Annotated in this window: 18 protein-coding genes; 4 read left to right on the forward strand and 14 right to left on the reverse strand. The window is 73.0% G+C overall.

Features of this window, described 5'->3' with window-relative positions; genetic code table 11:
• Positions 1-90: 90 nt before the first annotated feature.
• The 3 genes from ACFWAR_RS22455 to rimP form a co-directional block, all read right to left on the reverse strand.
• Complete coding sequence (locus ACFWAR_RS22455; protein WP_385779823.1) at positions 91-363, reverse strand: YlxR family protein; 273 nt, start codon at positions 361-363, stop codon at positions 91-93.
• A gap of 135 nt (positions 364-498) precedes the next feature.
• Positions 499-1,533: a transcription termination factor NusA gene (nusA, locus tag ACFWAR_RS22460; RefSeq protein WP_354383780.1), complete on the reverse strand. Its 1,035-nt coding sequence runs from the start codon at positions 1,531-1,533 to the stop codon at positions 499-501.
• Positions 1,534-1,535: 2 nt separating this feature from the next.
• Positions 1,536-2,048 carry a ribosome maturation factor RimP gene (gene rimP, locus ACFWAR_RS22465; RefSeq protein WP_385779827.1) on the reverse strand — a complete coding sequence of 171 codons (513 nt, stop codon included), beginning with the start codon at positions 2,046-2,048 and terminating at the stop codon, positions 1,536-1,538.
• Between the two features lie 210 nt (positions 2,049-2,258).
• Between rimP and ACFWAR_RS22470 the strand changes: the two genes are divergently transcribed.
• The 4 genes from ACFWAR_RS22470 (at position 2,259) to ACFWAR_RS22485 (ending at position 5,097) form a co-directional block, all read left to right on the forward strand.
• A complete protein-coding gene (locus ACFWAR_RS22470) occupies positions 2,259-2,798 on the forward strand; it encodes a hypothetical protein (protein ID WP_385779830.1) in 540 nt (179 codons plus the stop codon).
• 8 nt (positions 2,799-2,806) lie between these two features.
• Positions 2,807-3,283, forward strand: coding sequence for a ferritin-like domain-containing protein (locus ACFWAR_RS22475; protein ID WP_385779834.1), 477 nt, complete (start codon positions 2,807-2,809; stop codon positions 3,281-3,283).
• A gap of 16 nt (positions 3,284-3,299) precedes the next feature.
• Positions 3,300-4,205: an aminoglycoside phosphotransferase family protein gene (locus tag ACFWAR_RS22480; RefSeq protein ID WP_385779837.1), complete on the forward strand. Its 906-nt coding sequence runs from the start codon at positions 3,300-3,302 to the stop codon at positions 4,203-4,205.
• Between the two features lie 67 nt (positions 4,206-4,272).
• Positions 4,273-5,097, forward strand: a complete 825-nt coding sequence (locus tag ACFWAR_RS22485) for a slipin family protein (protein WP_385779840.1) — start codon at positions 4,273-4,275, stop codon at positions 5,095-5,097.
• Between the two features lie 148 nt (positions 5,098-5,245).
• On the opposite strand, the gene ACFWAR_RS22490 is transcribed toward ACFWAR_RS22485, so the two are convergent.
• The 11 genes from ACFWAR_RS22490 to ACFWAR_RS22540 form a co-directional block, all read right to left on the reverse strand.
• Complete coding sequence (locus tag ACFWAR_RS22490) at positions 5,246-6,940, reverse strand: proline--tRNA ligase (RefSeq protein WP_385779842.1); 1,695 nt, start codon at positions 6,938-6,940, stop codon at positions 5,246-5,248.
• A 54-nt stretch (positions 6,941-6,994) separates the two neighbouring features.
• Entirely contained in the window at positions 6,995-7,564 is a 570-nt protein-coding gene (locus ACFWAR_RS22495; RefSeq protein WP_385779844.1) for a GNAT family N-acetyltransferase, read from the reverse strand.
• A 144-nt stretch (positions 7,565-7,708) separates the two neighbouring features.
• Entirely contained in the window at positions 7,709-8,554 is an 846-nt protein-coding gene (locus tag ACFWAR_RS22500; RefSeq protein ID WP_385779847.1) for a GNAT family N-acetyltransferase, read from the reverse strand.
• Positions 8,555-8,744: 190 nt separating this feature from the next.
• The gene (ispG, locus tag ACFWAR_RS22505) at positions 8,745-9,902 is read right to left on the reverse strand and encodes a flavodoxin-dependent (E)-4-hydroxy-3-methylbut-2-enyl-diphosphate synthase (RefSeq protein ID WP_385779850.1); all 1,158 of its coding nucleotides are present in this window, start codon (positions 9,900-9,902) and stop codon (positions 8,745-8,747) included.
• A gap of 201 nt (positions 9,903-10,103) precedes the next feature.
• Entirely contained in the window at positions 10,104-11,405 is a 1,302-nt protein-coding gene (locus ACFWAR_RS22510) for a M50 family metallopeptidase (RefSeq protein WP_385779853.1), read from the reverse strand.
• Positions 11,402-12,652, reverse strand: coding sequence for a 1-deoxy-D-xylulose-5-phosphate reductoisomerase (gene dxr / locus ACFWAR_RS22515; RefSeq protein WP_385779856.1), 1,251 nt, complete (start codon positions 12,650-12,652; stop codon positions 11,402-11,404). The genes ACFWAR_RS22510 and dxr overlap by 4 nt, the downstream gene beginning before the upstream one ends.
• 45 nt (positions 12,653-12,697) lie before the next feature.
• The gene (locus ACFWAR_RS22520) at positions 12,698-13,465 is read right to left on the reverse strand and encodes a hypothetical protein (RefSeq protein ID WP_385779859.1); all 768 of its coding nucleotides are present in this window, start codon (positions 13,463-13,465) and stop codon (positions 12,698-12,700) included.
• Positions 13,466-13,525: 60 nt separating this feature from the next.
• The gene (locus ACFWAR_RS22525; RefSeq protein ID WP_385779862.1) at positions 13,526-15,460 is read right to left on the reverse strand and encodes an acyl-CoA dehydrogenase family protein; all 1,935 of its coding nucleotides are present in this window, start codon (positions 15,458-15,460) and stop codon (positions 13,526-13,528) included.
• A 170-nt stretch (positions 15,461-15,630) separates the two neighbouring features.
• The gene (locus tag ACFWAR_RS22530) at positions 15,631-17,076 is read right to left on the reverse strand and encodes an aldehyde dehydrogenase family protein (protein WP_385779864.1); all 1,446 of its coding nucleotides are present in this window, start codon (positions 17,074-17,076) and stop codon (positions 15,631-15,633) included.
• A gap of 180 nt (positions 17,077-17,256) precedes the next feature.
• Positions 17,257-18,843 carry a PucR family transcriptional regulator gene (locus ACFWAR_RS22535; protein WP_385779868.1) on the reverse strand — a complete coding sequence of 529 codons (1,587 nt, stop codon included), beginning with the start codon at positions 18,841-18,843 and terminating at the stop codon, positions 17,257-17,259.
• A 97-nt stretch (positions 18,844-18,940) separates the two neighbouring features.
• Positions 18,941-21,127 carry an ATP-binding protein gene (locus ACFWAR_RS22540; RefSeq protein WP_385779872.1) on the reverse strand — a complete coding sequence of 729 codons (2,187 nt, stop codon included), beginning with the start codon at positions 21,125-21,127 and terminating at the stop codon, positions 18,941-18,943.
• Between the last annotated feature and the right edge of the window lie 70 nt (positions 21,128-21,197).

Below are 21,197 nucleotides of genomic sequence, written 5' to 3' on the forward strand. Positions count from 1 at the left end.
TCATCGCAATCTCGACCTACTTCCAACTCGCGAGGTACCTGACCGCACGGAGGTATCCGTGCCGTACTGCTTCGTTCTTGCGCTGTGCCTCTACGGCCCTTCTACGGCCTTGCGCAGCTCCGCCGTGTCGAACGGTCCCGAGGACTTGAAGGCCCTGGAGAACGCGCGTCGGCGTACCGCCTGGTCGAGGCAGACCACAGCGGGGTGCACATATGCACCCCGGCCGGGCAGCGTACCGCGAGGATCGGGGACGCACGCGTCCCCTGCCACCACGATGCGCAGCAGGTCGTTCTTGGCCGCTCGCTCCCGGCACCCCACACAGGTGCGTTCAGGGCATGCGCCGACATGCGTCCGGCCAGACACGCTTAAGTCTACCTCCCCGCACCGACCTCACCCCTACGGGCGAAAAATCGAACGGACGTCGTCGTGTAATCACCTGTCTACCGGCCGGGAACCTCCGGCCGGTAGCGGTTTATTCCCGGTCGCTGTCCTGGTGGACTAGCGGACCGGACGGTCCGACCGCTGGTCGCGGTCGTTTCCGGCACCCTCTTCGGAGCCCTGCTCCGTGTCGGGGCGGATGTCGATGCGCCAGCCGGTGAGCCGCGCGGCGAGGCGGGCGTTCTGGCCCTCCTTGCCGATGGCCAGCGACAGCTGGTAGTCGGGCACGGTCACCCGGGCGGAACGCGTGTCCCAGTCCACGACCTCGACCTCGCTCACCCGGGCGGGTGACAGCGCGTTCGCGACCATCTCCGCCGGGTCGTCCGACCAGTCGACGATGTCGATCTTCTCGCCGTGCAGCTCGGCCATCACGTTGCGCACGCGGCTGCCCATCGGGCCGATGCAGGCGCCCTTCGGGTTCAGGCCCGAACGGGTGGACCGCACGGCGATCTTGGTGCGGTGACCGGCCTCACGGGCGATCGCGCAGATCTCGACGCTGCCGTCGGCGATCTCCGGGACCTCCAGGGCGAAGAGCTTCTTCACCAGGTTGGGGTGGGTGCGCGAGAGGGTCACGGACGGGCCGCGGACGCCCTTGGCCACCCGCACGACGTACGTGCGAAGACGCAGGCCGTGGGTGTACTCCTCGCCCGGCACCTGCTCCTGCACCGGCAGGATGGCTTCCAGCTTGCCGATGTCGACCAGGACGTTCTTCGGGTCCTTGCCCTGCTGGACGACGCCGGTGATGACGTCGCCCTCACGGCCGAGGAACTCGCCGAAGGTCTGGTCGTCCTGCGCGTCGCGCAGACGCTGCAGGATCACCTGCTTGGCGGTGGTGGCGGCGATCCGGCCGAAGTCCGACGGGGTGTCGTCGAACTCCTTGGGCTCCTGGCCCTCCTCCAGATCCCGCGGGTCCTCCTTCGCCCACACGACCACGTGACCGTTGGTGCGGTCCAGCTCGACGCGTGCGCGGCGGAAGCTCCCCTCGGTGCGGTGGTAGGCGATGAGGAGAGCGGATTCGATCGCCTCGACCAGCAGGTCGAAGGAGATCTCCTTCTCCCGGACCAGACCCCGCAGGGCACTCATGTCGATGTCCACGACTACGCCTCCTCTTCCTTCTTGTCCTTGCGGTTGAACTCGATTTCGACACGCGCCTTGGCGATGTCGGCGAACGCGATGCGGCGGGCGGTCGCCTTGCGGCCCTTCACGCCCGGCACTTCGAGGTCCATGCCCTCGTCGTCCACGTCGAGGATGCGGGCGACGAGTTCGCCGGCCCCCTTGTCGTCCCCGCCGGCCAGCTGGAACTTGGCGAGGCGGCCGATGGCGCGCACGTAGTGGCGGTGCTCGGTCAGCGGGCGGTCGGCGCCGGGCGAACTCACTTCGAGGACGTACTCGTCCTCGCCCATGACGTCGCTCGCGTCCAGTGCCTCGGAGACCACCCGGCTCAGCTCGGCACAGGTGTCCAGTTCCACGCCCTCGTCGGAATCCACGATGATGCGCAGCATGCGGCGCTTGCCCGCCTTGGAGATCTCGATGTCCTCGAGGTCCAGGTCCTGGGCGGCGACGAGCGGCTCCAGCAATGCGCGCAGCCTGTCGCTCTGGGTGGTGCTCATCCGGGTGACTCCTCGGCCGCGTGTGCTGTTGTGGTTCCGTCGCGTGTGTCGCGTGTCAGATCCACAGGGTATCCGGTCGCGGGGGGTGTTGCCGTCCGCCCTGTGGACAGGGCCCCGGGTACCGTGATCATTGCCTGTCCCCCGCCCCTGCCCGCCGTGACCACCTAGGACGTCGCCGTGCCCTGGACCATGCCTTCGCGAAGGAGCCTGTTGGCCGGAGCCGCGGGCGCGGCCACGGCCGCGCTGCTCACCGGCTGTTCGGGTGGCGCCGACGCCCCCGAAGCGGCCGAGGTTCCACCCGAACGGCCCTTGCGGGAGGGGGCCGTGCGGGACAGCGAGGCGCTGCTGGAACGTTACGACGCCACCGTCGCCGCGCATCCGTCGCTGGCCCCGCGCCTGGCGCCGCTGCGCGCCGCGGTGGCCGCGCACGTCGGGGCGCTGGCTCCCGACGACGGCCGCGGCAAGGCGTCCGCGTCGCCCTCCGCGGCCGCCCCGACCGGGCCGGGTCCGGGGACGGGAGCGGCCGGGAACCCGCCCGGGAAGACCCCGGGCAAGGGCGCCGAACCGGTGCCCGCGCAGCCCGCGGAGGCGGTCACCGCGCTCGCGACCGCCGAGCGGGACCTGGCCGAGGCCCGCACGATCGCCCTGGCCGGGGCGTCCGGCGAGCTGGCCCGGCTGCTCGCGTCGGTGGCCGCCTGCGGCGCCGTGCACACCTACCTGCTCAGCCAGAACCCCGGAGGCAAGGCGTGACGAGGCCCGTGACACGAGCGTCGGGCGCGCCCGAGCCCACCCGCGGCGGCGGCCGCTCCCTGACCGCCGCGCAGGCCGCGCTGGCCGCCGAGCACGCGGCGGCCTACGGCTACGGGCTGATCGGCGCCCGGGTCGCTCCGGAGCGCGCGAACGAGGCCCGGGACGCGTACGGGGGCCACGTGGCCCGCCGGGATTCGCTCGCCCGCACCGTGCGTGAGCTGGGCGGATCCCCGCAGCCGGCGGAGGCGGCGTACACGCTGCCGTTCCCCGTGCGCACCCCGGGCGACGCGGAGCGGCTCGCCGCCGACATCGAGGAGCGGGTGGCGGGCGCGTACTCCGATCTGGTGCGCGCGGCCGACGGTCCGCTGCGCCGCGAGGCGGCCGACGCGCTGAGCGCGGCGGCGGTCCGCGCGGCACGCTGGCGCGGCGGCGGCGTAGCCTTCCCTGGGCTCGCGGAACGCGCAGAGCCGGCCCGCAAGAGCTGAAAGGGACCACGCACGCATGGCTTTCGAACCGCCGGAGCGGCTTGTACGGGCGCTCGGCGAGACGCCGGGATCGTCGCAGACCACGGAGTGGCTGGGGCGCCTGCCCGAGCTGGCCGGGAAGGCTCTGGACCGGCGTGGGGTGCAGGCCCAGCGGGTGCAGGCACCGGGCGGGCGCAGCAGTCTGGTCATCCTGGTCCGGTACGCCGACGGCACCCCGGCCGCGCTGAAGATCGCGCCGCCGGGGGCCCGGCCCGACCGGGAGCGGGCCGCGCTGGAGCACTGGGCCGGTTTCGGCGCCGTACGGGTCCTCGCCGCGCCGGACGGGGCGGACGAGGACGGCGCGCTGCTCCTGGAGCGGCTCCAGCCGGAGGTCTCGCTGCGCTCGCTGCCGGAGGCGAAGGCGCTGCTGGAGGCGGCCGGGACGATCCGGCGGCTGTGGGTGCCGCCCGCGGCGGACCACCCCTTCGAGACGGTGGCGGAGCGTACGGGGCACCAGTGCGCTGCCTTCGCCACGGCGCCCGCGCAGGCGGCCCCGCTGGTCGCGGCGGCGCTCGCGGCGCGCACGGAACTGACCGCGGCGGCGGGCGAACCGGTGCTGCTGCACGGCAACTTCCGCCAGGGCAAGGTGCTGGCGGGCGAGCGGGCGCCGTGGCTGACGGTCGGCCCGGAGCCGCTGGTCGGCGACCGGGAGTACGACCTCGCCCGGCTGTGCCGGGACCGGTTGGAGGACCAGGTCGCCACCTCGGCGGGGGCGTCCGGAGCGCGGCGCCGGGTGAACCGGCTGGCGGACTCGCTGGAGGTGGACCGGGACCGGCTGCGCGGCTGGACCCTCTTCCGGGCGGTGGAGTCCGGGGTCCGGGCCATGGCGGCGGGGCGCCGCCGGGACGGCGAACTGCTGCTGGAGTTCGCGGGCTGGCTCTAGGACCCGGTTGTCGGGCCCTGCTCCGGGCATACCCAAGGTAGGTGTGTCAGTCCGGCAGGAGGCCGTCATGGTCGAAGAACTGCTGACGGCGGGAATCGCCGCGGGAACCGGTGTCGCGGTCCTCATGGGCGCCGCCTCCCGGGTGGTCAAGCAGTACGAACGCGGTGTGGTCTTCCGCTTCGGCCGGTTGCGGGAGGGGATCCGGGGACCGGGGTTCACGCTGGTCGTCCCGGGGATGGACCGGCTGCGGAAGGTCAACATGCAGATCGTGACCATGCCGATCCCGGCCCAGGAGGGCATCACGCGGGACAACGTCACGGTCCGGGTGGACGCGGTCGTCTACTTCAAGGTGGTCGACGCGGCGAGCGCGATCATCGAGGTGGAGGACTACCGCTTCGCGGTCTCGCAGATGGCGCAGACCTCGCTGCGGTCCATCATCGGCAAGTCGGACCTCGACGACCTGCTGTCGAACCGCGAGCAGCTGAACCAGGGCCTGGAGCTGATGATCGACAGTCCGGCGATCGGGTGGGGCGTGCAGATCGACCGGGTCGAGATCAAGGACGTCTCGCTGCCGGAGACGATGAAGCGGTCGATGGCCCGGCAGGCGGAGGCGGACCGCGAGCGGCGGGCCCGGGTGATCAACGCGGACGCGGAGCTCCAGGCGTCGAAGAAGCTGGCCGAGGCGGCCGAGGTGATGTCGGAGCAGCCGGCGGCGCTCCAGTTGCGGCTGCTGCAGACGGTGGTGGCGGTGGCCGCGGAGAAGAACTCCACGCTGGTCCTGCCGTTCCCGGTGGAACTGCTGCGCTTCCTGGAACGCGCGACCCCTGCGGCCCCGACCCCGACCGCGGCTCCGGAGCCGACCGTGCCCCCGACCCCCGGCGAGGCCGAATAGCTCCCGGCCCAGCCGCGATCACCCCGCCGACGAGGCAGTCCGAATCCAGCCCTGCGGGCGAGGCTGGACGGGCTCCGACGAGGCAGGCCGAATCCAGCCTCGCCGGCGGGGCTGGGGATGGCTCCGGCCCCGCCGGCGATTGAGATGGTCAGAGGAGGCGGGACAGGGCTTCGGTCAGGGGGAGTTCTTCGCGGACGCCGGTGGACCGGTTCTGGAGCTCGACCACCTCGTCGGCGGAGCGGCGCCCCGCGACCAGGATCCACGGCACGCCCATCAGCTCGGCGTCGGTCAGCTTCACCCCGGGCGAGAGCCCCGGCCGGTCGTCCAGCAGGACCCGCCGACCGGCCCCCGCGAGGGCCTCGGCCGCCCGCTCGGCCAGCGCGAGCGGCACCGCCTTGCCCGCCGCCACCACGTGGACGTCGGCGGGGGCGACCTCCGCGGGCCAGCACAGGCCGCGGTCGTCGGCGCTCTGCTCCGCCAGCGCCGCGACCGCGCGCGAGACCCCGATGCCGTAGGAACCCATGGTGACCCGGACCGGCTTGCCCTCCTTGCCGAGGACGTCGAGCCCGAAGGCGTCCGCGTACTTGCGGCCGAGCTGGAAGATGTGCCCGATCTCGATGGCACGGTCCAGCCGCAGCCCCGCCCCGCAGGAGGGGCAGGGGTCGCCGGGCTCGACGACGACCACGTCGAGGTACTGGTCGACCTCGAAGTCCCGCCCGCAGACCACGTTGCGGGCGTGGGTGTCGACCCGGTTGGCACCGGTGACCCACGAAGTGCCGGGCGCGACGCGGGGGTCGGCCAGGTAGCGGACCTTTTCCAGGCCCTGCGGGCCGACGTAGCCGCGGACCAGGTCGGGCCGACCGGTGAAGTCCTCGGCCGTCACCAACTCGACCACGGCCGGGGCCAGGTGCTCGCCGAGCTTGCCCAGGTCCACCTCGCGGTCCCCCGGCACGCCGACGGCCACGATCTCGCCGTCCACCTTGACCAGCAGGTTCTTCAGCGTGGCCGAGGCCGGTACGCCCAGGTGCGCGGCCAGCGATTCGATGGTGGGGGTGTCGGGGGTGGCGATGTCCTCGACCGGGCCGTGTTCCCCGGCGACCGGCGCCAGTGCGAAGGTGACGGCCTCGGTGTTGGCCGCGTAGTCGCAGGAGGGGCAGTCGACGAAGGTGTCCTCGCCCGCGCCCGCGGGGGCCAGGAACTCCTCGGAGGCGGAGCCGCCCATGGCGCCCGAGACGGCCGAGACGATGCGGTGGTCGAGCCCGAGCCGGGTGAAGATCCGCTGGTAGGCGGCGCGGTGGAGCGCGTAGGACTCGGCGAGGCCCTCGTCGCTGACGTCGAAGGAGTAGGAGTCCTTCATCTGGAACTCGCGGCCGCGCAGCACGCCCGAGCGGGGCCGGGCCTCGTCGCGGTACTTGGTCTGGATCTGATAGAGCATCACCGGCAGGTCCTTGTAGGACGTGCACTGGTCCTTCACCACGAGGGTGAAGATCTCCTCGTGGGTGGGGCCGAGCAGGTAGTCGGCGCCCTTGCGGTCCTTGAGCCGGAAGAGCAGGTCGCCGTACTCCGACCAGCGCCCGCTGACCTCGTACGGCTCGCGCGGCAACAGCGCGGGCAGCAGCACCTCCTGGGCGCCGATCGCGTCCATCTCCTCGCGGACGACGCGCGAGACGTTCTCCAGGACCCGCTTGCCCAGGGGCAGCCAGCTCCACACTCCGGCCGAGCTGCGGCGCACGTAGCCCGCGCGGACGAGGAGCTTGTGGCTGAGGGTCTCCGCGTCGGCGGGGTCCTCGCGGAGGGTCTTGGCCATCAGTCGGGACATGCGCTGCACGTGTTGCGTTGACATGTCGCGAGGCTACCGGGGGCTCCGGCACCCCGGAAAATCCATTTGGGGATCCGGTCAGGGGCGGCACAGCGGCAGGGGGGCGCCCATCACCGCGTACGGCAGCCGGGCGCTCGGGAAGCGCACCAGGCGGGCGAGGTCGGTGTAGCCCAGCTTCCGGTAGAGCGCGCGGGCCGGGCTGTCGGTGTCGATCGCGGAGAGGATCGAGCGCGGCTCGGCGGCGGTGTCGGTGATCCGGGTGATCAGGGCGCGGCCGACGCCGCGGCCCTGGAAGGCGGGGTGGACGTGGAGTTCGGTGATGACGAAGGAGCCGTCGAGCCACCCGTCGTGGCCGCCCGCGCGCAGGTGCGGCTCGACGACCGTGGACCACCAGTGCGCACGGTCGTTGGGCATCCCGTAGACGAAGCCGACCAGGGCGCCGCCGTCCTCGAAGGCACCGAGCGCGCGGGCTCCGGGTGAGGTCATGTGGCGCTGCACGATGTAGCGCCGGATGGCGACCTCGTCCTCGCTCAGGCCGAAGGCGACGGCCTGGACCCGCAGGGCCTCGTCCACGCGGGCGGCGAGGTCGAGCGGACCGAGGGTGACGCCGGCGGGGTGACGGGGGTCGCCCCCGGAGGTAGGCAGCATGCGGCCGACCTTACTTCGCGCCGCCCGCGCCCGGATACGCCTTCGGCACAGGTCGCGGGCACGGGACGGCGGCAGCGGCCCCCGGCATACGACGCCGCGGCCGGTGCGGGGGTCGGGGCGCGTCCGGAGCCGCGCCGCCCGGGATCAGAACAGGACGCTCATGAACGCGCCGACCTCGCGGAAGCCCACGCGCCGGTACGAGGCCCGCGCGGCGGTGTTGAAGTCGTTCACGTAGAGGCTGACGACGGGGGCCACGTCCCGCAGGGCGTACTCGACCACGGCGGCCATCCCCGTCTCGGAGTGGCCGAGGCCGCGGTGGTCGGGGTCGACCCAGACGCCCTGGATCTGGCAGGCGCGCGCGGTGGCCGCGCCGATCTCCGCCTTGAAGACGACCTTGCCGCCCTCGATCCGGGCGAAGGAGCGGCCCGCCGCGACCAGCTCGGCCACCCGGGCCTGGTAGAGCAGTCCGCCGTCCCCGGCGAGCGGGGAGACGCCGACCTCCTCGGTGAACATGGCCACGCAGGCGGGCATGATCACGTCCATCTCCTCCTTGCGGACCCGGCGCACCAGCGGGTCCGCGGCGATCTCGGCGGAGGGCTGCTCGGTGGTCATCAGGGGCTGGTGGGAGCGGACGTCCCGGGCGGGGCCCCAGTGCGGCTCCAGCAGCCGCCAGAGCAGTCCGGCGGCCTCGACGGGGCCCACGATGGAGGAGCAGCGGCGGCCGGTGCGCCGGGCGCGGTCGGCGAAGGCCCGTACGGCCTCGGGGGTGGCGCAGGCCGGGACCAGGTTGGCTCCCGCGTAGCACAGGGAGCGCAGCTCGCCGTCGGTGTACCAGCCCCACATCTCGCCGCCGAGGCGCCAGGGGTCGAGGCCCGCGACCTGGACCCGGGACGTGACGAAGGCGTTCGCGACGGGCTCGCGGCCGAGCACCGCGAGCGCGGCGTCGAGATCACTGGGTTCCAGGACCCGGGTGGTGGTCTGCGTCAACACTGTAGGGGGCCTCACCGTGCACGTCCGCTGATCTCCGCACTGTACCCGCAGGACCTGTGGGATGCCGCCCGTGGCGGCGCGAAAAAGCCCGGGCCCCGCCCGCGAGCTGCGGGAACGGGGCCCGGGCCAAGGCGGGCGGGGTGCGGCGAGCGGCCGTGCGGGGCGCGGCGGCGGCCGGACCGGAGCGGTCTCAGCCCGCGACGGAGATCTGCGGCTCGCCGGAGGTCACGCCGTCCTTCTCCATCTGCTCGGCGATCTTCAAGGCCTCTTCGATGAGGGTCTCGACGATCTTCGATTCGGGCACGGTCTTGATGATCTCGCCCTTGACGAAGATCTGGCCCTTGCCGTTGCCGGAGGCGACGCCGAGGTCGGCCTCGCGGGCCTCGCCGGGGCCGTTGACGACGCAGCCCATGACGGCGACGCGCAGCGGCACCTCCATGCCGTCCAGGCCCGCGCTGACCTCTTCGGCGAGCTTGTAGACGTCGACCTGGGCGCGGCCGCAGGAGGGGCAGGAGACGATCTCCAGGCGGCGCTGCTTGAGGTTCAGCGACTCCAGGATCTGGAGGCCGACCTTGATCTCCTCGACGGGCGGGGCCGAGAGGGAGACGCGGATGGTGTCGCCGATGCCCTCGGAGAGCAGGGCGCCGAAGGCAACCGCGGACTTGATGGTGCCCTGGAAGGCGGGGCCGGCCTCGGTGACGCCGAGGTGCAGCGGGTAGTCGCAGGCGGCGGCGAGCTGGCGGTAGGCGTTGACCATGACGACCGGGTCGTTGTGCTTGACCGAGATCTTGATGTCGCCGAAGCCGTGCTCCTCGAAGAGGGAGGCCTCCCACAGCGCGGACTCGACCAGCGCCTCGGGGGTGGCCTTGCCGTACTTCTTCAGCAGCCGCGCGTCGAGGGAGCCCGCGTTGACGCCGATCCGGATCGGGGTGCCCGCGTCGCTGGCGGCGCGCGCGATCTCCTTGACCTTGTCGTCGAACTGCTTGATGTTGCCCGGGTTCACGCGGACCGCGGCGCAGCCCGCGTCGATCGCCGCGAAGACGTACTTGGGCTGGAAGTGGATGTCGGCGATCACCGGGATCTGCGACTTCTTCGCGATGGTCGCGAGGGCGTCGGCGTCGTCCTGGGTCGGGCAGGCCACGCGCACGATCTGGCAGCCCGAAGCCGTCAGCTCGGCGATCTGCTGCAGCGTGGCGCCGATGTCGGAGGTCCGGGTCGTGGTCATGGACTGCACCGAGATGGGTGCGTCGCCGCCGACGGCGACCGAACCGACCTGGATCTTGCGGCTGACCCGGCGGTCGGCAAGCTTGGTCGGCACGGACGGCATTCCGAGAGAGATGGCAGTCATCTGCTGAGCAACCCCAAGGTGTGGATCAAGGTGTGGATCGAGGTCCCGAGATCGGCGGGCTCCAGCGTTCGAGATTACGCCAATCAGCGCGCGCCCCGCGCATCCGAGGGGCCGTACCACCCGAACGTAGGGAGTCGGACACGATTCGTGGCCGACTCCCCCTGGAGTGCGGTACGACAATCTGCGGATCCTGAACGAGGATCAGCTGATCTTGATCGGGTTCACCACGTCCGCCACCATCACCAGCAGCGTGAAGCAGACGAAGACCCCGGCCACCAGGTAGGCGGCGGGCATCAGCTTCGCGACGTCGAAGGGACCCGGGTCGGGGCGCCGGAAGACCCGCGCCACATTGCGTCGGAGCGACTCCCACAGGGCGCCGGCGATGTGCCCGCCGTCGAGCGGGAGCAGCGGCAGCATGTTGAAGAGGAACAGCGCCAGGTTGAACATCCCGACGAGGTTCAGGTACATCACGAGCTGATCGGTGACCGGGATGTCGAGGTTGGCGATCTCGCCGCCGATGCGGGCCGCGCCGACGATGCCGATCGGGGAGTCCGGCTCGCGCTCGCCGTTGCCGAAGGCCGCGTTCCACAGCGGGGGGATCTTGGACGGGAGCTTGAGCAGGCCGGTGACGCTCTGGTCCACGACGTCGCCCATGTGGCTCACCGACTGGCCGAAGCCGAGCGTCTCGGTCTCCCGCGCGGGGCCGAAGCCGAGGAAGCCGGCCGTGACGAACTGTCCCTTGACGTAGCCGCCCTGGCCGTCGGTCTTGCCGACGGTGTTCTCGATCAGGTTGGCGTTGAGGGTCAGTTCCTTGCCGTCGCGCAGCACGGTGATGGTGGCCGGCCCGACGGTGGCGCGGATCCGGTCCTGGAGCACGGACCAGTCGTCGACCTTGCGCCCGTCGAAGCCGACGATGCGGTCGCCGGCCCGGAGCCCGGCGGCCTTGGCCGGTGCCACCGGGTCACCGGGTTGGCAGGTGGTGCGCTTGTCGCTCTGCTTCAGGACGCAGTCCGAGACGGAGGAGACCTTGGTCGTCTGCTGGGTGACTCCGAAGGTCATCCAGACGCCGAAGAAGACCGCGAGGGCGAGCACCAGGTTCATGAAGGGGCCCGCGAACATCACGATGACGCGCTTCCAGGGCTTGCGCGTGTAGAAGAGCCGCTTCTCGTCGCCGGGTTCGAGCTCCTCGTACGCGGCCGAGCGCGCGTCCTCGATCATCGACCGGAAGGGCGAGGTCGAGCGGGCGGTGACCTTGCCGTCCTCGCCGGGCGGGAACATCCCGATCATGCGGATGTAGCCGCCCATCGGGATGGCCTTGAGGCCGTACTCCGTGTCGCCCTTCTTCCGCGACCAGATGGTGCGGCCGAAGCCGACCATGTACTGGGGCACGCGGATGCCGAACATCTTGGCCGTCGACAGGTGGCCCAGCTCGTGCCAGGCGATCGAGATCAGCAGCCCGATCACGAAGATGAGCATGCCGATCACGGTCATCACAATCGTCATGCGCGCGCCTCCACTGCGGCCTGTGCCGCCGTCTCCCGGGCCCGGGCCCGTGCCCAGGCTTCCGCTTCCAGGACGTCCTGGACGGTCAGAGAGGTTCCCGAGCCCGGGGTTCCGTGCTCGTCGACCACGGCTGCGACGGTATCCATGATTGCTGTGAACGGAAGCCGCCCGGCCAGGAAGGCCTCGACGCACTCCTCGTTCGCCGCATTGAAGACGGCCGGGGCGGTGCCGCCGAGGGTGCCGACGTGCCGGGCCAGGCCCACGGACGGGAAGGCCTCGGTGTCGAGCGGGAAGAACTCCCAGGTGGACGCCTTGGTCCAGTCGAAGGCGGGGGCCGCGTCGGGGACCCGCTGGGGCCAGCCGAGGCCGATCGCGATGGGGCCGCGCATGTCGGGCGGGGTGGCCTGGGCGAGGGTGGAGCCGTCGGTGAACTCGACCATCGAGTGCACGTAGGACTGCGGGTGGACCACGACCTCGATGCGGTCGAAGGGGATGTCGTAGAGCAGGTGCGCCTCGATGACCTCCAGCCCCTTGTTGACCAGGGTCGCTGAGTTCACCGTGATGACGGGGCCCATGGCCCAGGTGGGGTGCGCGAGGGCGTCCTCGACCCGGACGTCGGCCAGCTCGGCGCGGGTGCGGCCGCGGAAGGGACCGCCGGAGGCGGTGACGACCAGCTTGCGCACGTCGGCGCGGGTGCCGGCCGCGAGGGCCTGGAAGAGCGCCGCGTGCTCGGAGTCCACCGGGATGATCTGGCCGGGCTTGGCCAGCTCCTTGACCAGCGGGCCGCCGACGATCAGCGACTCCTTGTTGGCGAGCGCGAGGGTGCGCCCGGCGCGGAGCGCGGCGAGGGTGGGCGCGAGGCCGATGGAACCGGTGATGCCGTTGAGGACGGTGTGGCAGTCGGAGGCGGCGAGTTCGGCCGCGGCGTCCGGCCCGGCCAGGATCTCGGGCATCCGCTCGGCGCCGTACTGGTCGCCCAGCGCCTCCTTCAGGGCCGGCACGACGTCCTCGCGGGAGACCGACACCGTCTTCACCCGCAGCAACCGCGCCTGCTCAGCGAGCAGCCCGACGCGGCCGCCCGCGGCGGACAGCGCGGTCACCCGGAACCGGTCCGGGTTGCGCAGGACGAGGTCGATGGCCTGGGTGCCGATGGATCCGGTCGACCCGAGGACGACGATGTCCCGGCGGCCGGCCGCGGCGTCGAAGAGGAGGTGCGGGTCGGCGAGGGGGGATGGGCTGTCGCTCATCCCCCTATTGTTGCCCCATCGCCGGGCCGCTCGGACACCGTCTCCCTAGGAGGAGGCGCCCGATCCCTTGGCGAACTTCTCCCACTGCGCCGTGACGACCTCCGGCGGCACGGCGCCGAAGTCCTTGATGTCGAGAATGTCGGAGCGGAACGAGAGCGTGACCGCGCCGGAGCGGACCACCGTCAGGTACTTGTACAGCGAGAGGTTCTTCTCCTTCACGTCCTGGACCACGATCCGGTACGCCAGCGCCTCGTCCCCGAGCTTCGGCGGCTGGACCGCCTCCACCTTGAGGACCTTGCCCTCGGCCAGCATCCGGTCCTCGGTGTAGCCGCCCGCGCAGCTCTTGCCCGCGGCGGCCAGGGACTTCAGGGCGGCGTCGGCGGCGGTCCCGTCCTTGTACGAGCGCAGCAGGATGTCGGTACCGACGCCGGTGATCTCACCGGGCACGCCCGTGTGCGCGTACGCCTGGGCGGTGTGGCCCGCCTTGCCGAGGCTGGTCAGCGGCGCGCACACCGCGGGGGTGACCTCGTACGACTCGTTGATCGGCTCGTCCAGGACCGGTTCGCCCGCCTGGTAGCGGCCCGCCGTCTCGCCCGCGGCCAGGACGAGGGCCCCCAGGCGCTCCGCGCCGGGGCCCGGGGTCGCGGGGGGCACCGGGGTCGGCGCGCCCTGCGCGCTCGGGGCGCCCGTGCGGGGCGCGGGCACGCCCGTCTCCTTGTCCTCCTGGTCGGAGCCGCCGCAGGCGGTGGCTCCGACCAGGAGGAGCGCTCCGAGGGCGGCCCCCGCCGCGCGCCGGACCGTCGTGTTCCCCACCCTGTGCATCGTGTCCCCGTCCCCTTCGGATCATGTCTGAGGAGACGATTGTCGTGCAGGTCAGCGGATGGGTCGGTGCACGTTCTTGTGCGCGGAGGGTCCGGGGGCGGCGTCGGCGATCCACGGGCCGTCGCCCGAGGGGTCCAGGACGCCCTCCTCCAACCAGGTGTAGACGCCGCCGAGGACGCCTTCGACCACGGTGCGGTCGAGGTCGTCGGTGTTGTCCCAGAGGCGGCCGAAGAGCTCCTCGACCCGCAGCCGGGACTGCCGGCAGAAGGCGTCGGCCAGTTGGTAGGCCTCGCGCCCGTGGTCGCCGGTGGCGCGCAGGTGCTCGGCGCGCACGCAGGCCGCGCTCATCGCGAAGAGTTCGGCCCCGATGTCCACGATCCGCCCGAGGAAGCCCTGTTTGGTCTCCATCCGGCCCTGCCAGCGGGACATGGCGTAGAAGGTCGAGCGGGCGAGTTTGCGGGCGCCGCGCTCGACGTACCGCAGGTGGGTGGCCAGGTCGGGGTGGCCGCTCGGGTGGAAGGCGCGGTAGGTGCCGGGGACCTGGCCGGCGCCGGTGGCCAGTTTGGGCAGCCAGCGGGCGTAGAAGCCGGCGGCCCGGGCGCCCGCCCTGGCCTTGTCGCCGAGCGCCTTGTCGGGGTCGATCAGGTCGCCCGCGACGGAGAGGTGGGCGTCGACGGCTTCCCGGGCGATCAGGAGGTGCATGATCTCGGTGGATCCCTCGAAGATCCGGTTGATGCGCAGGTCGCGGAGCATCTGTTCGGCGGGGACCGCGCGTTCGCCGCGGGCGGCGAGGGACTCCGCGGTCTCGAAGCCTCGGCCGCCGCGGATCTGGACCAGTTCGTCGGCCATCAGACAGGCCATCTCGCTGCCGTACAGCTTGGCCAGCGCGGCTTCGATGCGGATGTCGTTGCGGTCCTCGTCGGCCATCTGGGAGGCGAGGTCGACCATCGCCTCCAGCGCGAAGGTGGTGGCGGCGATGAAGGAGATCTTGGCGCCGACGGCCTCGTGCCGGGCGACGGGGCGGCCCCACTGCTCGCGCACCCCGGACCATTCCCGGGCGATCTTCAGGCACCACTTGCCCGCGCCGACGCACATCGCGGGCAGCGACAGCCGGCCGGTGTTGAGGGTGGTCAGGGCGATCTTGAGACCGGCGCCCTCGGGGCCGATCCGGTGGGCGGCCGGGACCCGCACCCGGTGCAGCCGGGTGACGCCGTTCTCCAGCCCGCGCAGGCCCATGAAGGCGTTGCGGTGCTCGACGGTGACCCCCGGCGAGTCCGCTTCGACGACGAAGGCGGTGATGCCGCCCTTGTGCCCGTCGGACTTCGGCACCCGGGCCATGACGACGAGCAGGTCGGCGACCACGCCGTTGGTGGTCCAGAGCTTCACGCCGTCCAGGACGTAGGCGTCGTCGCCGTCGGGCACGGCCGTGGTGGCGAGCCGGGCCGGGTCGGATCCGACGTCCGGTTCGGTGAGCAGGAAGGCGCTGATGTCGGTGCGGGCGCAGCGCGGCAGGAAGAGGTCGCGCTGTTCCTGGGTGCCGAAGAGCTTGAGCGGCTGCGGCACGCCGATCGACTGGTGTGCGGAGAGCAGGGCGCCGATGGCCGGACTGACGGAGCCGACGAGGGCCAGCGCCTTGTTGTAGTACACCTGGGTGAGGCCGAGGCCCCCGTACTTGGTGTCGATCTTCATCCCGAGGGCGCCGAGCTCCTTGAGCCCGCGCACGGTCTCGTCGGGGATCTTCGCCTCGCGCTCGATGCGGGCGCCGTCGATCTCGTTCTCGCAGAAGGCGCGCAGCCGCTCCAGGAAGGCCTCGCCGCGCCGGACGTCCTCGTCGGCGGGGAGCGGGTGGGGATGGATCAGGTCGAGCCGGAACCGTCCCAGGAAGAGTTCCTTGGCGAAGCTGGGCTTGCGCCAGTCCTGTTCCCGGGCCGCCTCCGCGACCTGTCGGGCCTCGCGCTCGGTCACCTTGGGCTGTGTTGCGGACATGCGCAGCTCACCTCGCCGCCGAATCGGATGATCAGGTGATTACCGGTCGGTGCTACCAGTGAGTCGTACCCGCTCCGGGCGCCGGGGAAAAGGGGGACGGCCAAAAGGGGGACGGTCCGAACCCCCGCACAGTGGGTTCGGACCGTCGGCTCATCGCCCCGTGGGTCGGCTCAGATGTCGAGGCCGGTGAGGACCAGGACGCGCTCGTAGGTGTAGTCGTCCATCGCGTAGCGGACGCCCTCGCGGCCCACGCCGGACTGCTTGACCCCGCCGTACGGCATCTGGTCGGCGCGGTAGGAGGGGGCGTCGCCCACGATCACGCCGCCGACCTCCAGCTCGCGGTGGGCGCGGAAGGCGGTCTGGATGTTCCGCGTGAAGACGCCGGTCTGCAGGCCGAACTTCGAGTCGTTGACGGCGGCGAAGGCCTCGTCGGTGCCCTCGACCTTCTGCAGGGTCAGGACCGGTCCGAAGACCTCCTCGCAGGCCAGCTTGACGCCCGCGGGCAGGTCGGCGACCACGGTGGGCTCGTACGAGGCCCCCTCGCGCTTGCCACCGGTCAGCAGCTTGGCGCCGGCGGCGACGGCCTCGTCCACCCAGGACTCGACGCGCTTGGCGGCGTCCTCGGAGACCAGCGGGCCGACGTCGGTGCCCGCGTCGGACGGGTCGCCGGTGACCTGGGCCCGGACCTTGGCGACGACCTTCTCGACCAGGCGGTCGTAGACGGTGGCGTCGGCGATCACGCGCTGCACGGAGATGCAGGACTGGCCGGCCTGGTAGTTCGAGAAGGTCGCGATGCGGGTCGCGGCCCATTCGAGGTCGGCGTCGGAGGACCAGTCGTCCAGGACGACGGCCGCGGCGTTGCCGCCCAGCTCCAGGGTGCAGTGCTTGTGGGGCACCGACTGCTGGATGGCGTAGCCGACGGTGTCGGAACCGGTGAAGGAGATGACGGGCAGCCGCTCGTCCTTGACCAGGGCCGGCATCTTGTCGTTGGCGACGGTGAGCACGGACCAGGAACCGGCCGGGAGGTCGGTCTCGGCGAGCAGCTCGCCCAGGATCAGGCCGGAGAGCGGGGTGGCCGGGGCCGGCTTCAGGATGATCGGCGCGCCGACGGCGATGGCCGGGGCCACCTTGTGGGCGCACAGGTTCAGCGGGAAGTTGAACGGCGCGATGCCGAGGACCGGGCCCTTGACGAAGCGGCGGGTCAGGGCGAGGCGACCGACGCCACCGGCGTCGGTGTCCAGGCGCTGGGCGTCGCCGCCGTTGAAGCGGCGGGCCTCTTCGGCGGCGAAGCGGAACACCGAGACGGCGCGGCCGACCTCGCCGCGGGCCCACTTGATGGGCTTGCCGTTCTCGGCGGAGATCAGCTGGGCGATCTCCTCGGTGCGCTCGGTGAGCCGCTTGGACACGTGGTCCAGGGCGGCGGCCCGTACGTGCGCGGGGGTCGCCGAGAACTCCGCGGTCACGGCGTGGGCGGCCGCCACGGCCTCCTCGACCTGCGCGTCGGTGGGCACGCTGACGGTGCCCACGACGCGGCCGTCCCAGGGGGACGTGACGTCGAAGCTGTCCTCGCCGGTGGCCTGGCGACCGGCGAGCCAGAAGGCGTGGGTGGAAGTCATGGCGAATCCCGGCCCTTCGGAGTGTGGTGCGGAGTCCTTGTCCCTCCCACCGTAGGACTCCGCCGGGGATTCGGCGCTTGTCCGGCGTGGAGTGGGGCCCGGGCGCGGTGCGCCGGTTTGTCAGGGGACGGCGCGGCCCCGCCCGTACCCCCGCCCGCCCAGGGGCGCGGGGGTGCGGGGTCAGGACGGGGCGTCGGCGCCGGCGACCTTCAGCGCGAGCCACAGCTCCATCCGGACGTCCGGATCGTCCAGGGAGCGGCCCAGGATCTCCTCGACCCGGCGCATCCGGTAGCGCAGCGTGTGCCGGTGCACCCCGAGGTCGGCGGCGGCCGCGTCCCACTGTCCGTGCCGGGAGAGCCAGGCCCGCAGGGAGGCGACCAGGTCGCCGCGGCCGATGGCGTCGTGGTCGATCAGGGCGCGCAGCGTCCCGTCCGCGAAGGCCCGTACCGCCTCGTCGGCGAGCAGCGGCAGCACGGACCCCGCCGCCAGGTCGTCGTGCTCGACCAGCGGGCGGCCGCGCCGCCGGGCGACGACGAGGGCCTGGTCGGCCTGTTTGTAGGCGGCGGCCGCGCTCGCGGAGCCCGCGGGCGCGGACAGGCCGACGACGAGTTCGTCCGGCTCCGGTCCCGTCGTCTCGCGCCCGCGCCGCGATTCGAGGGCTTCGGCGTGGTCCGCCACGGCCGCGGCGGCCGCTCCCCCGTCCGCGGCGAGCACGACCAGCCGGCCGGGCTCGTTGACCACCAGCAGGGCCTCGCCGCTGCGGGCCGCCGCGGACTCCACGGCGTCGGCGAGCAGCGCGAGCCCCTCGGGCTGCGCCGTGCCCGCCAGGGCGGGTTCGGCGAGGACGAGGCGGAAGGGCGCGTCGAGGAGTACGCCGTACAGGTCGCCGGCGACGGCCCGGGCGTGCGCGGTCTCCCCGTCCAGCAGCAGCCGCAGCACGGCCGAGCCGAGCCGGGATTCGGCGTCGTGCAGGGAGCGGGAGCGTTCGGTGGTGAGGGTGAGGAGGGCGACCGCGGAGTGCACGGCGTACCGCTCGGCGGTGCCCAGCGGGGCTCCCGTCCCGACGGCGAGGGCGCCGCGGGCGCGCCGGCCCGTGCCCAGGGACTGGAGCTCGACCCGGTCCTCGGAGCCGCCGACGACGGCGCTGGCGGGGGCGGGCCGCTCGCGCAGCCGCTCGACGTCGGGGGTGAGCCGGGCGGCCCGCCGGGCGGCCCAGTCGGGGGCGGCGGCGACGACCGCGCCGGAGGTGTCGTAGAGGGCGGCCCAGCCGTGCACGTGCGCGGCGAGCTTGGCCAGGAGTTCGGCGGGGCCGTCGGCGGAGAGGGCGGCCCGGGTCAGTTCGCGCTGGGCCTCGAAGCCGGCTGTGACGGCCCGGTACTGGTCGGCGGCCAGGGCCGCGGAGACGGCCTTGCTGATGGCGAGGAAGGGGGTGCGCCGCGGTACCTCCAACAGGGGGAGGTCCTCGGCGCGGGCCGCCTCGACGAGCGCCTCGGGGACCGCCTCGTAGTTGACGCCGACCGCGAAGCCGAGGCCGACGACGCCGGCGGCGGCGAGCCTGCGGACGTAGCGGAGCATCTCCTCGGGATCCTCCGCGTCCAGCTTCATCGCGGTGATCAGCAGGAGCTCGCCGCCCTCCATGTAGGGGACGGGATCGGCCAGCTCGCTGACGTGGGCCCAGCGGACGGGGGTGTCCAGGCGGCTCTCCCCCGCCCGGACGCTGAGCTTGAGCGCCGAGTGCTGGACGAGCGAGGCGAGGGTGAGCGGCATCGGATACCAGCGGCCTTAGGGCGGAGGGGGAATTTCGCCGTGTCGTATGAACGGCTCCCCTCGATTCTGCCACCTCGTACGGGTCGCCGAACCCCGCTCAGCCGAGGAGCGAGACGAGCAGCGGAGCCGCCCGCTCCCCGTCCACCGAGGTCAACGAGAGCACGGCGTGGCCGGGGGGCACGGAGTGTGCCAGGTCCGAGGCGGACCAGCGTTCCCGTTCCACCTGGCGGACGGTGACCGCGTCCGTGGTCACCGCTTTGCCGGTGACCAGCTTGCGGAAGGCGTGGATGGCCCGGGTGAGCGGCTGGTCGGCGAAGACGGTCCTGCTGGTGACGTCCCGGGTCTCCACCCATTCGGTGCCCCAGGCCTCGGCGAAGCGCTTGCCGTCCCAGGTGGTGACCCCGGAGAAGGCCATCCGGCAGCCGACGGCCCCCAGCAGCGGGGTGCGCAGCGGTTCCGGTACGTCGTCCAGGGTGCGCAGGGTGAGCAGCACCCCGGCGTTGGCCGAGCGCAGTCGCTGGACCCCGCGCACGGTCTCCTGGGTGAGCGTGTGGGAGGCGTCGTCGAAGGCGAGGAAGGCGAAGAGGGAACGGTCGACGCGCTGCGTCGCGGCGGCGGTGAACTGGGCGAGCAGCAGTCGGGCCAGCATCCGGGAGGCGTCGGCGTGCCCGCGTTCGGGCAGGTCGATCCGGACCCGGACGGGGTGTTCCAGGGAGCGCAGCGAGAAGGGCCGCCCGGTGGTGTCGCCCGCGCCGACGTCGAAGAAGGGGGCGAAGGCGGGCCGGTCGAGGAGGGCCACCCGGTCGGCGAGCGCGGGGCCTGGGTCGGCGTGCACCCCGTGCTGGCGCTCGCGCGCGTCGAGTTCGCGGAGCATCGCGTGGTGCCCGGCGCTCTCCAGCCGGGCCCGCAGCGCCGCGAGGGGGGCGGGCATCTGGTCGAGGAGTTCGCGCAGTTCGGGCACGGCGGGGAAGCGGCCGTGGGCCGCCCGGAAGGGGCCCAGCAGCTGGGCGAGGGCGGTGGCGGCGCGGCGCACGTCGAGCCCCGCGACGTCACCGACGAAGGCGTCGGCCAGCAAGGTGGCGGCCTCGTCGGGGTCGGTGGTGCCGCCGTAGAGGTCGAGGTCGTAGGCGGAGGCGGGGTCGCCGATGCGCACGACCACGTCGTAGGCGGCGTCGGGGCCGAGCTGCGCTCCGACGGCGGCCACGACGATCACGGCGGCCTGCCCGGCCAGGGCCTGGAGGGCGAGGGATTCGACCACGGGTCGCACCAGGCGGCGGGTCTTCCCGCTGCCGGAGGGGCCGACCGCGAGCAGCGAGGTGCCGAGGACGGCGGGGTCGAGCGCGAGGGAGGTGCCGCGCCGGGGGTAGGGGTTGCGCGCGCCGTCCTCGACGGTGCCGAGCAGGACCTGGCGGGCCAGCAGGTCGTGCCGGGCGGCCCGGGCGGGCAGGTCGCGGGCGCCGGAGGGGTGGACGCAGGCCCCGGCGCCCTTGGCGTGGACGGCTTCGGCGAAGGCGCGCAGCCGGGAGGGGTCGGCCCGGACCGATTCCCAGGCCCGCCGGATCCGGGTGTAGTCGACGTCGTTCATCCGGCCGGCCCCGATGTCGGCGGCGAGCCGTTCGGCGCTCTCGCCGAGCCCGGCGGCGCGCAGCTGCTGCCAGCCGACGGGGTCCTCGGCGCTGCCCGCTTCGATCCGGGCCGGGGCGACGGGGTGCACGGCGCGGGCGGCGGGGCTGCGCACGATCCGGCGCAGCAGCTCGGGCCAGCGGCCCAGGCGGCCGAAGCCGACGGCGAGGGCGAGGACGACCAGGCCGTACCAGACGTAGGCGGCGACCACGGAGAAGGAGTCGTGGTTCCAGGCGTCGGGGGTGAAGGCGTACAGCGGCCAGAGCCAGAAGCCGCCGAGGTAGCCGTTCCACAGCAGGGACCACAGCAGCAGCCCGGCCAGCAGCGAGATCAGGGCGCCGCTGATCAGCTGCCGCAGCGGGGTCAGCTCGGGTGCGGCGGCGGCGCGCGGGACGTGCCCGTACGTCCACAGGCCGGGGCCGCCGGGGCGGCGCGGGGTGCGCAGCCAGTCGGCGAGGGTGGGGCCGCCGCCGGGCGCGTGGGCCGGCCGGGGCGGGGAGAGCGGGCTCTGGGGGCCGGTGGGCCCGGGGAGGTCCTTGGGCGGGGGCGGGGGCGGTCCCGCGGGGCGGGGGACCTGGCCCCGGGCGGGTACGGCCCGGGCCGCGCCCGGGTCCGGCGTGTCGTACGCACCGTGCGCGCCGTGCGTGCCGTCGGTGTCCATGAACCCCAAGCCCCCTGCCCGTTCACTGCGCTGCGCGCGGCCGTGCCGCGGGCTCAATCTAGTCGCCGGG

The sequence above is a fragment of the Streptomyces sp. NPDC059917 genome, assembly GCF_042730635.1.
In the GTDB taxonomy this organism is placed as follows: Bacteria; Actinomycetota; Actinomycetes; order Streptomycetales; family Streptomycetaceae; genus Streptomyces.

What these genes read in the sequence shown, in the direction of transcription:
- ACFWAR_RS22480 (WP_385779837.1), top strand. Translation starts at nt 3,300, where the DNA reads ATGGCTTTCGAACCGCCGGAGCGGCTTGTACGGGCGCTCGGCGAGACG.
- ACFWAR_RS22510 (WP_385779853.1), bottom strand. Translation starts at nt 11,405, where the DNA reads ATGACGATTGTGATGACCGTGATCGGCATGCTCATCTTCGTGATCGGG.
- ACFWAR_RS22540 (WP_385779872.1), bottom strand. Translation starts at nt 21,127, where the DNA reads ATGGACACCGACGGCACGCACGGCGCGCACGGTGCGTACGACACGCCG.
- ACFWAR_RS22490 (WP_385779842.1), bottom strand. Translation starts at nt 6,940, where the DNA reads ATGTCAACGCAACACGTGCAGCGCATGTCCCGACTGATGGCCAAGACC.
- ACFWAR_RS22495 (WP_385779844.1), bottom strand. Translation starts at nt 7,564, where the DNA reads ATGCTGCCTACCTCCGGGGGCGACCCCCGTCACCCCGCCGGCGTCACC.
- ACFWAR_RS22485 (WP_385779840.1), top strand. Translation starts at nt 4,273, where the DNA reads ATGGTCGAAGAACTGCTGACGGCGGGAATCGCCGCGGGAACCGGTGTC.
- ispG (WP_385779850.1), bottom strand. Translation starts at nt 9,902, where the DNA reads ATGACTGCCATCTCTCTCGGAATGCCGTCCGTGCCGACCAAGCTTGCC.
- ACFWAR_RS22525 (WP_385779862.1), bottom strand. Translation starts at nt 15,460, where the DNA reads ATGTCCGCAACACAGCCCAAGGTGACCGAGCGCGAGGCCCGACAGGTC.
- ACFWAR_RS22535 (WP_385779868.1), bottom strand. Translation starts at nt 18,843, where the DNA reads ATGCCGCTCACCCTCGCCTCGCTCGTCCAGCACTCGGCGCTCAAGCTC.
- ACFWAR_RS22530 (WP_385779864.1), bottom strand. Translation starts at nt 17,076, where the DNA reads ATGACTTCCACCCACGCCTTCTGGCTCGCCGGTCGCCAGGCCACCGGC.
- dxr (WP_385779856.1), bottom strand. Translation starts at nt 12,652, where the DNA reads ATGAGCGACAGCCCATCCCCCCTCGCCGACCCGCACCTCCTCTTCGAC.
- rimP (WP_385779827.1), bottom strand. Translation starts at nt 2,048, where the DNA reads ATGAGCACCACCCAGAGCGACAGGCTGCGCGCATTGCTGGAGCCGCTC.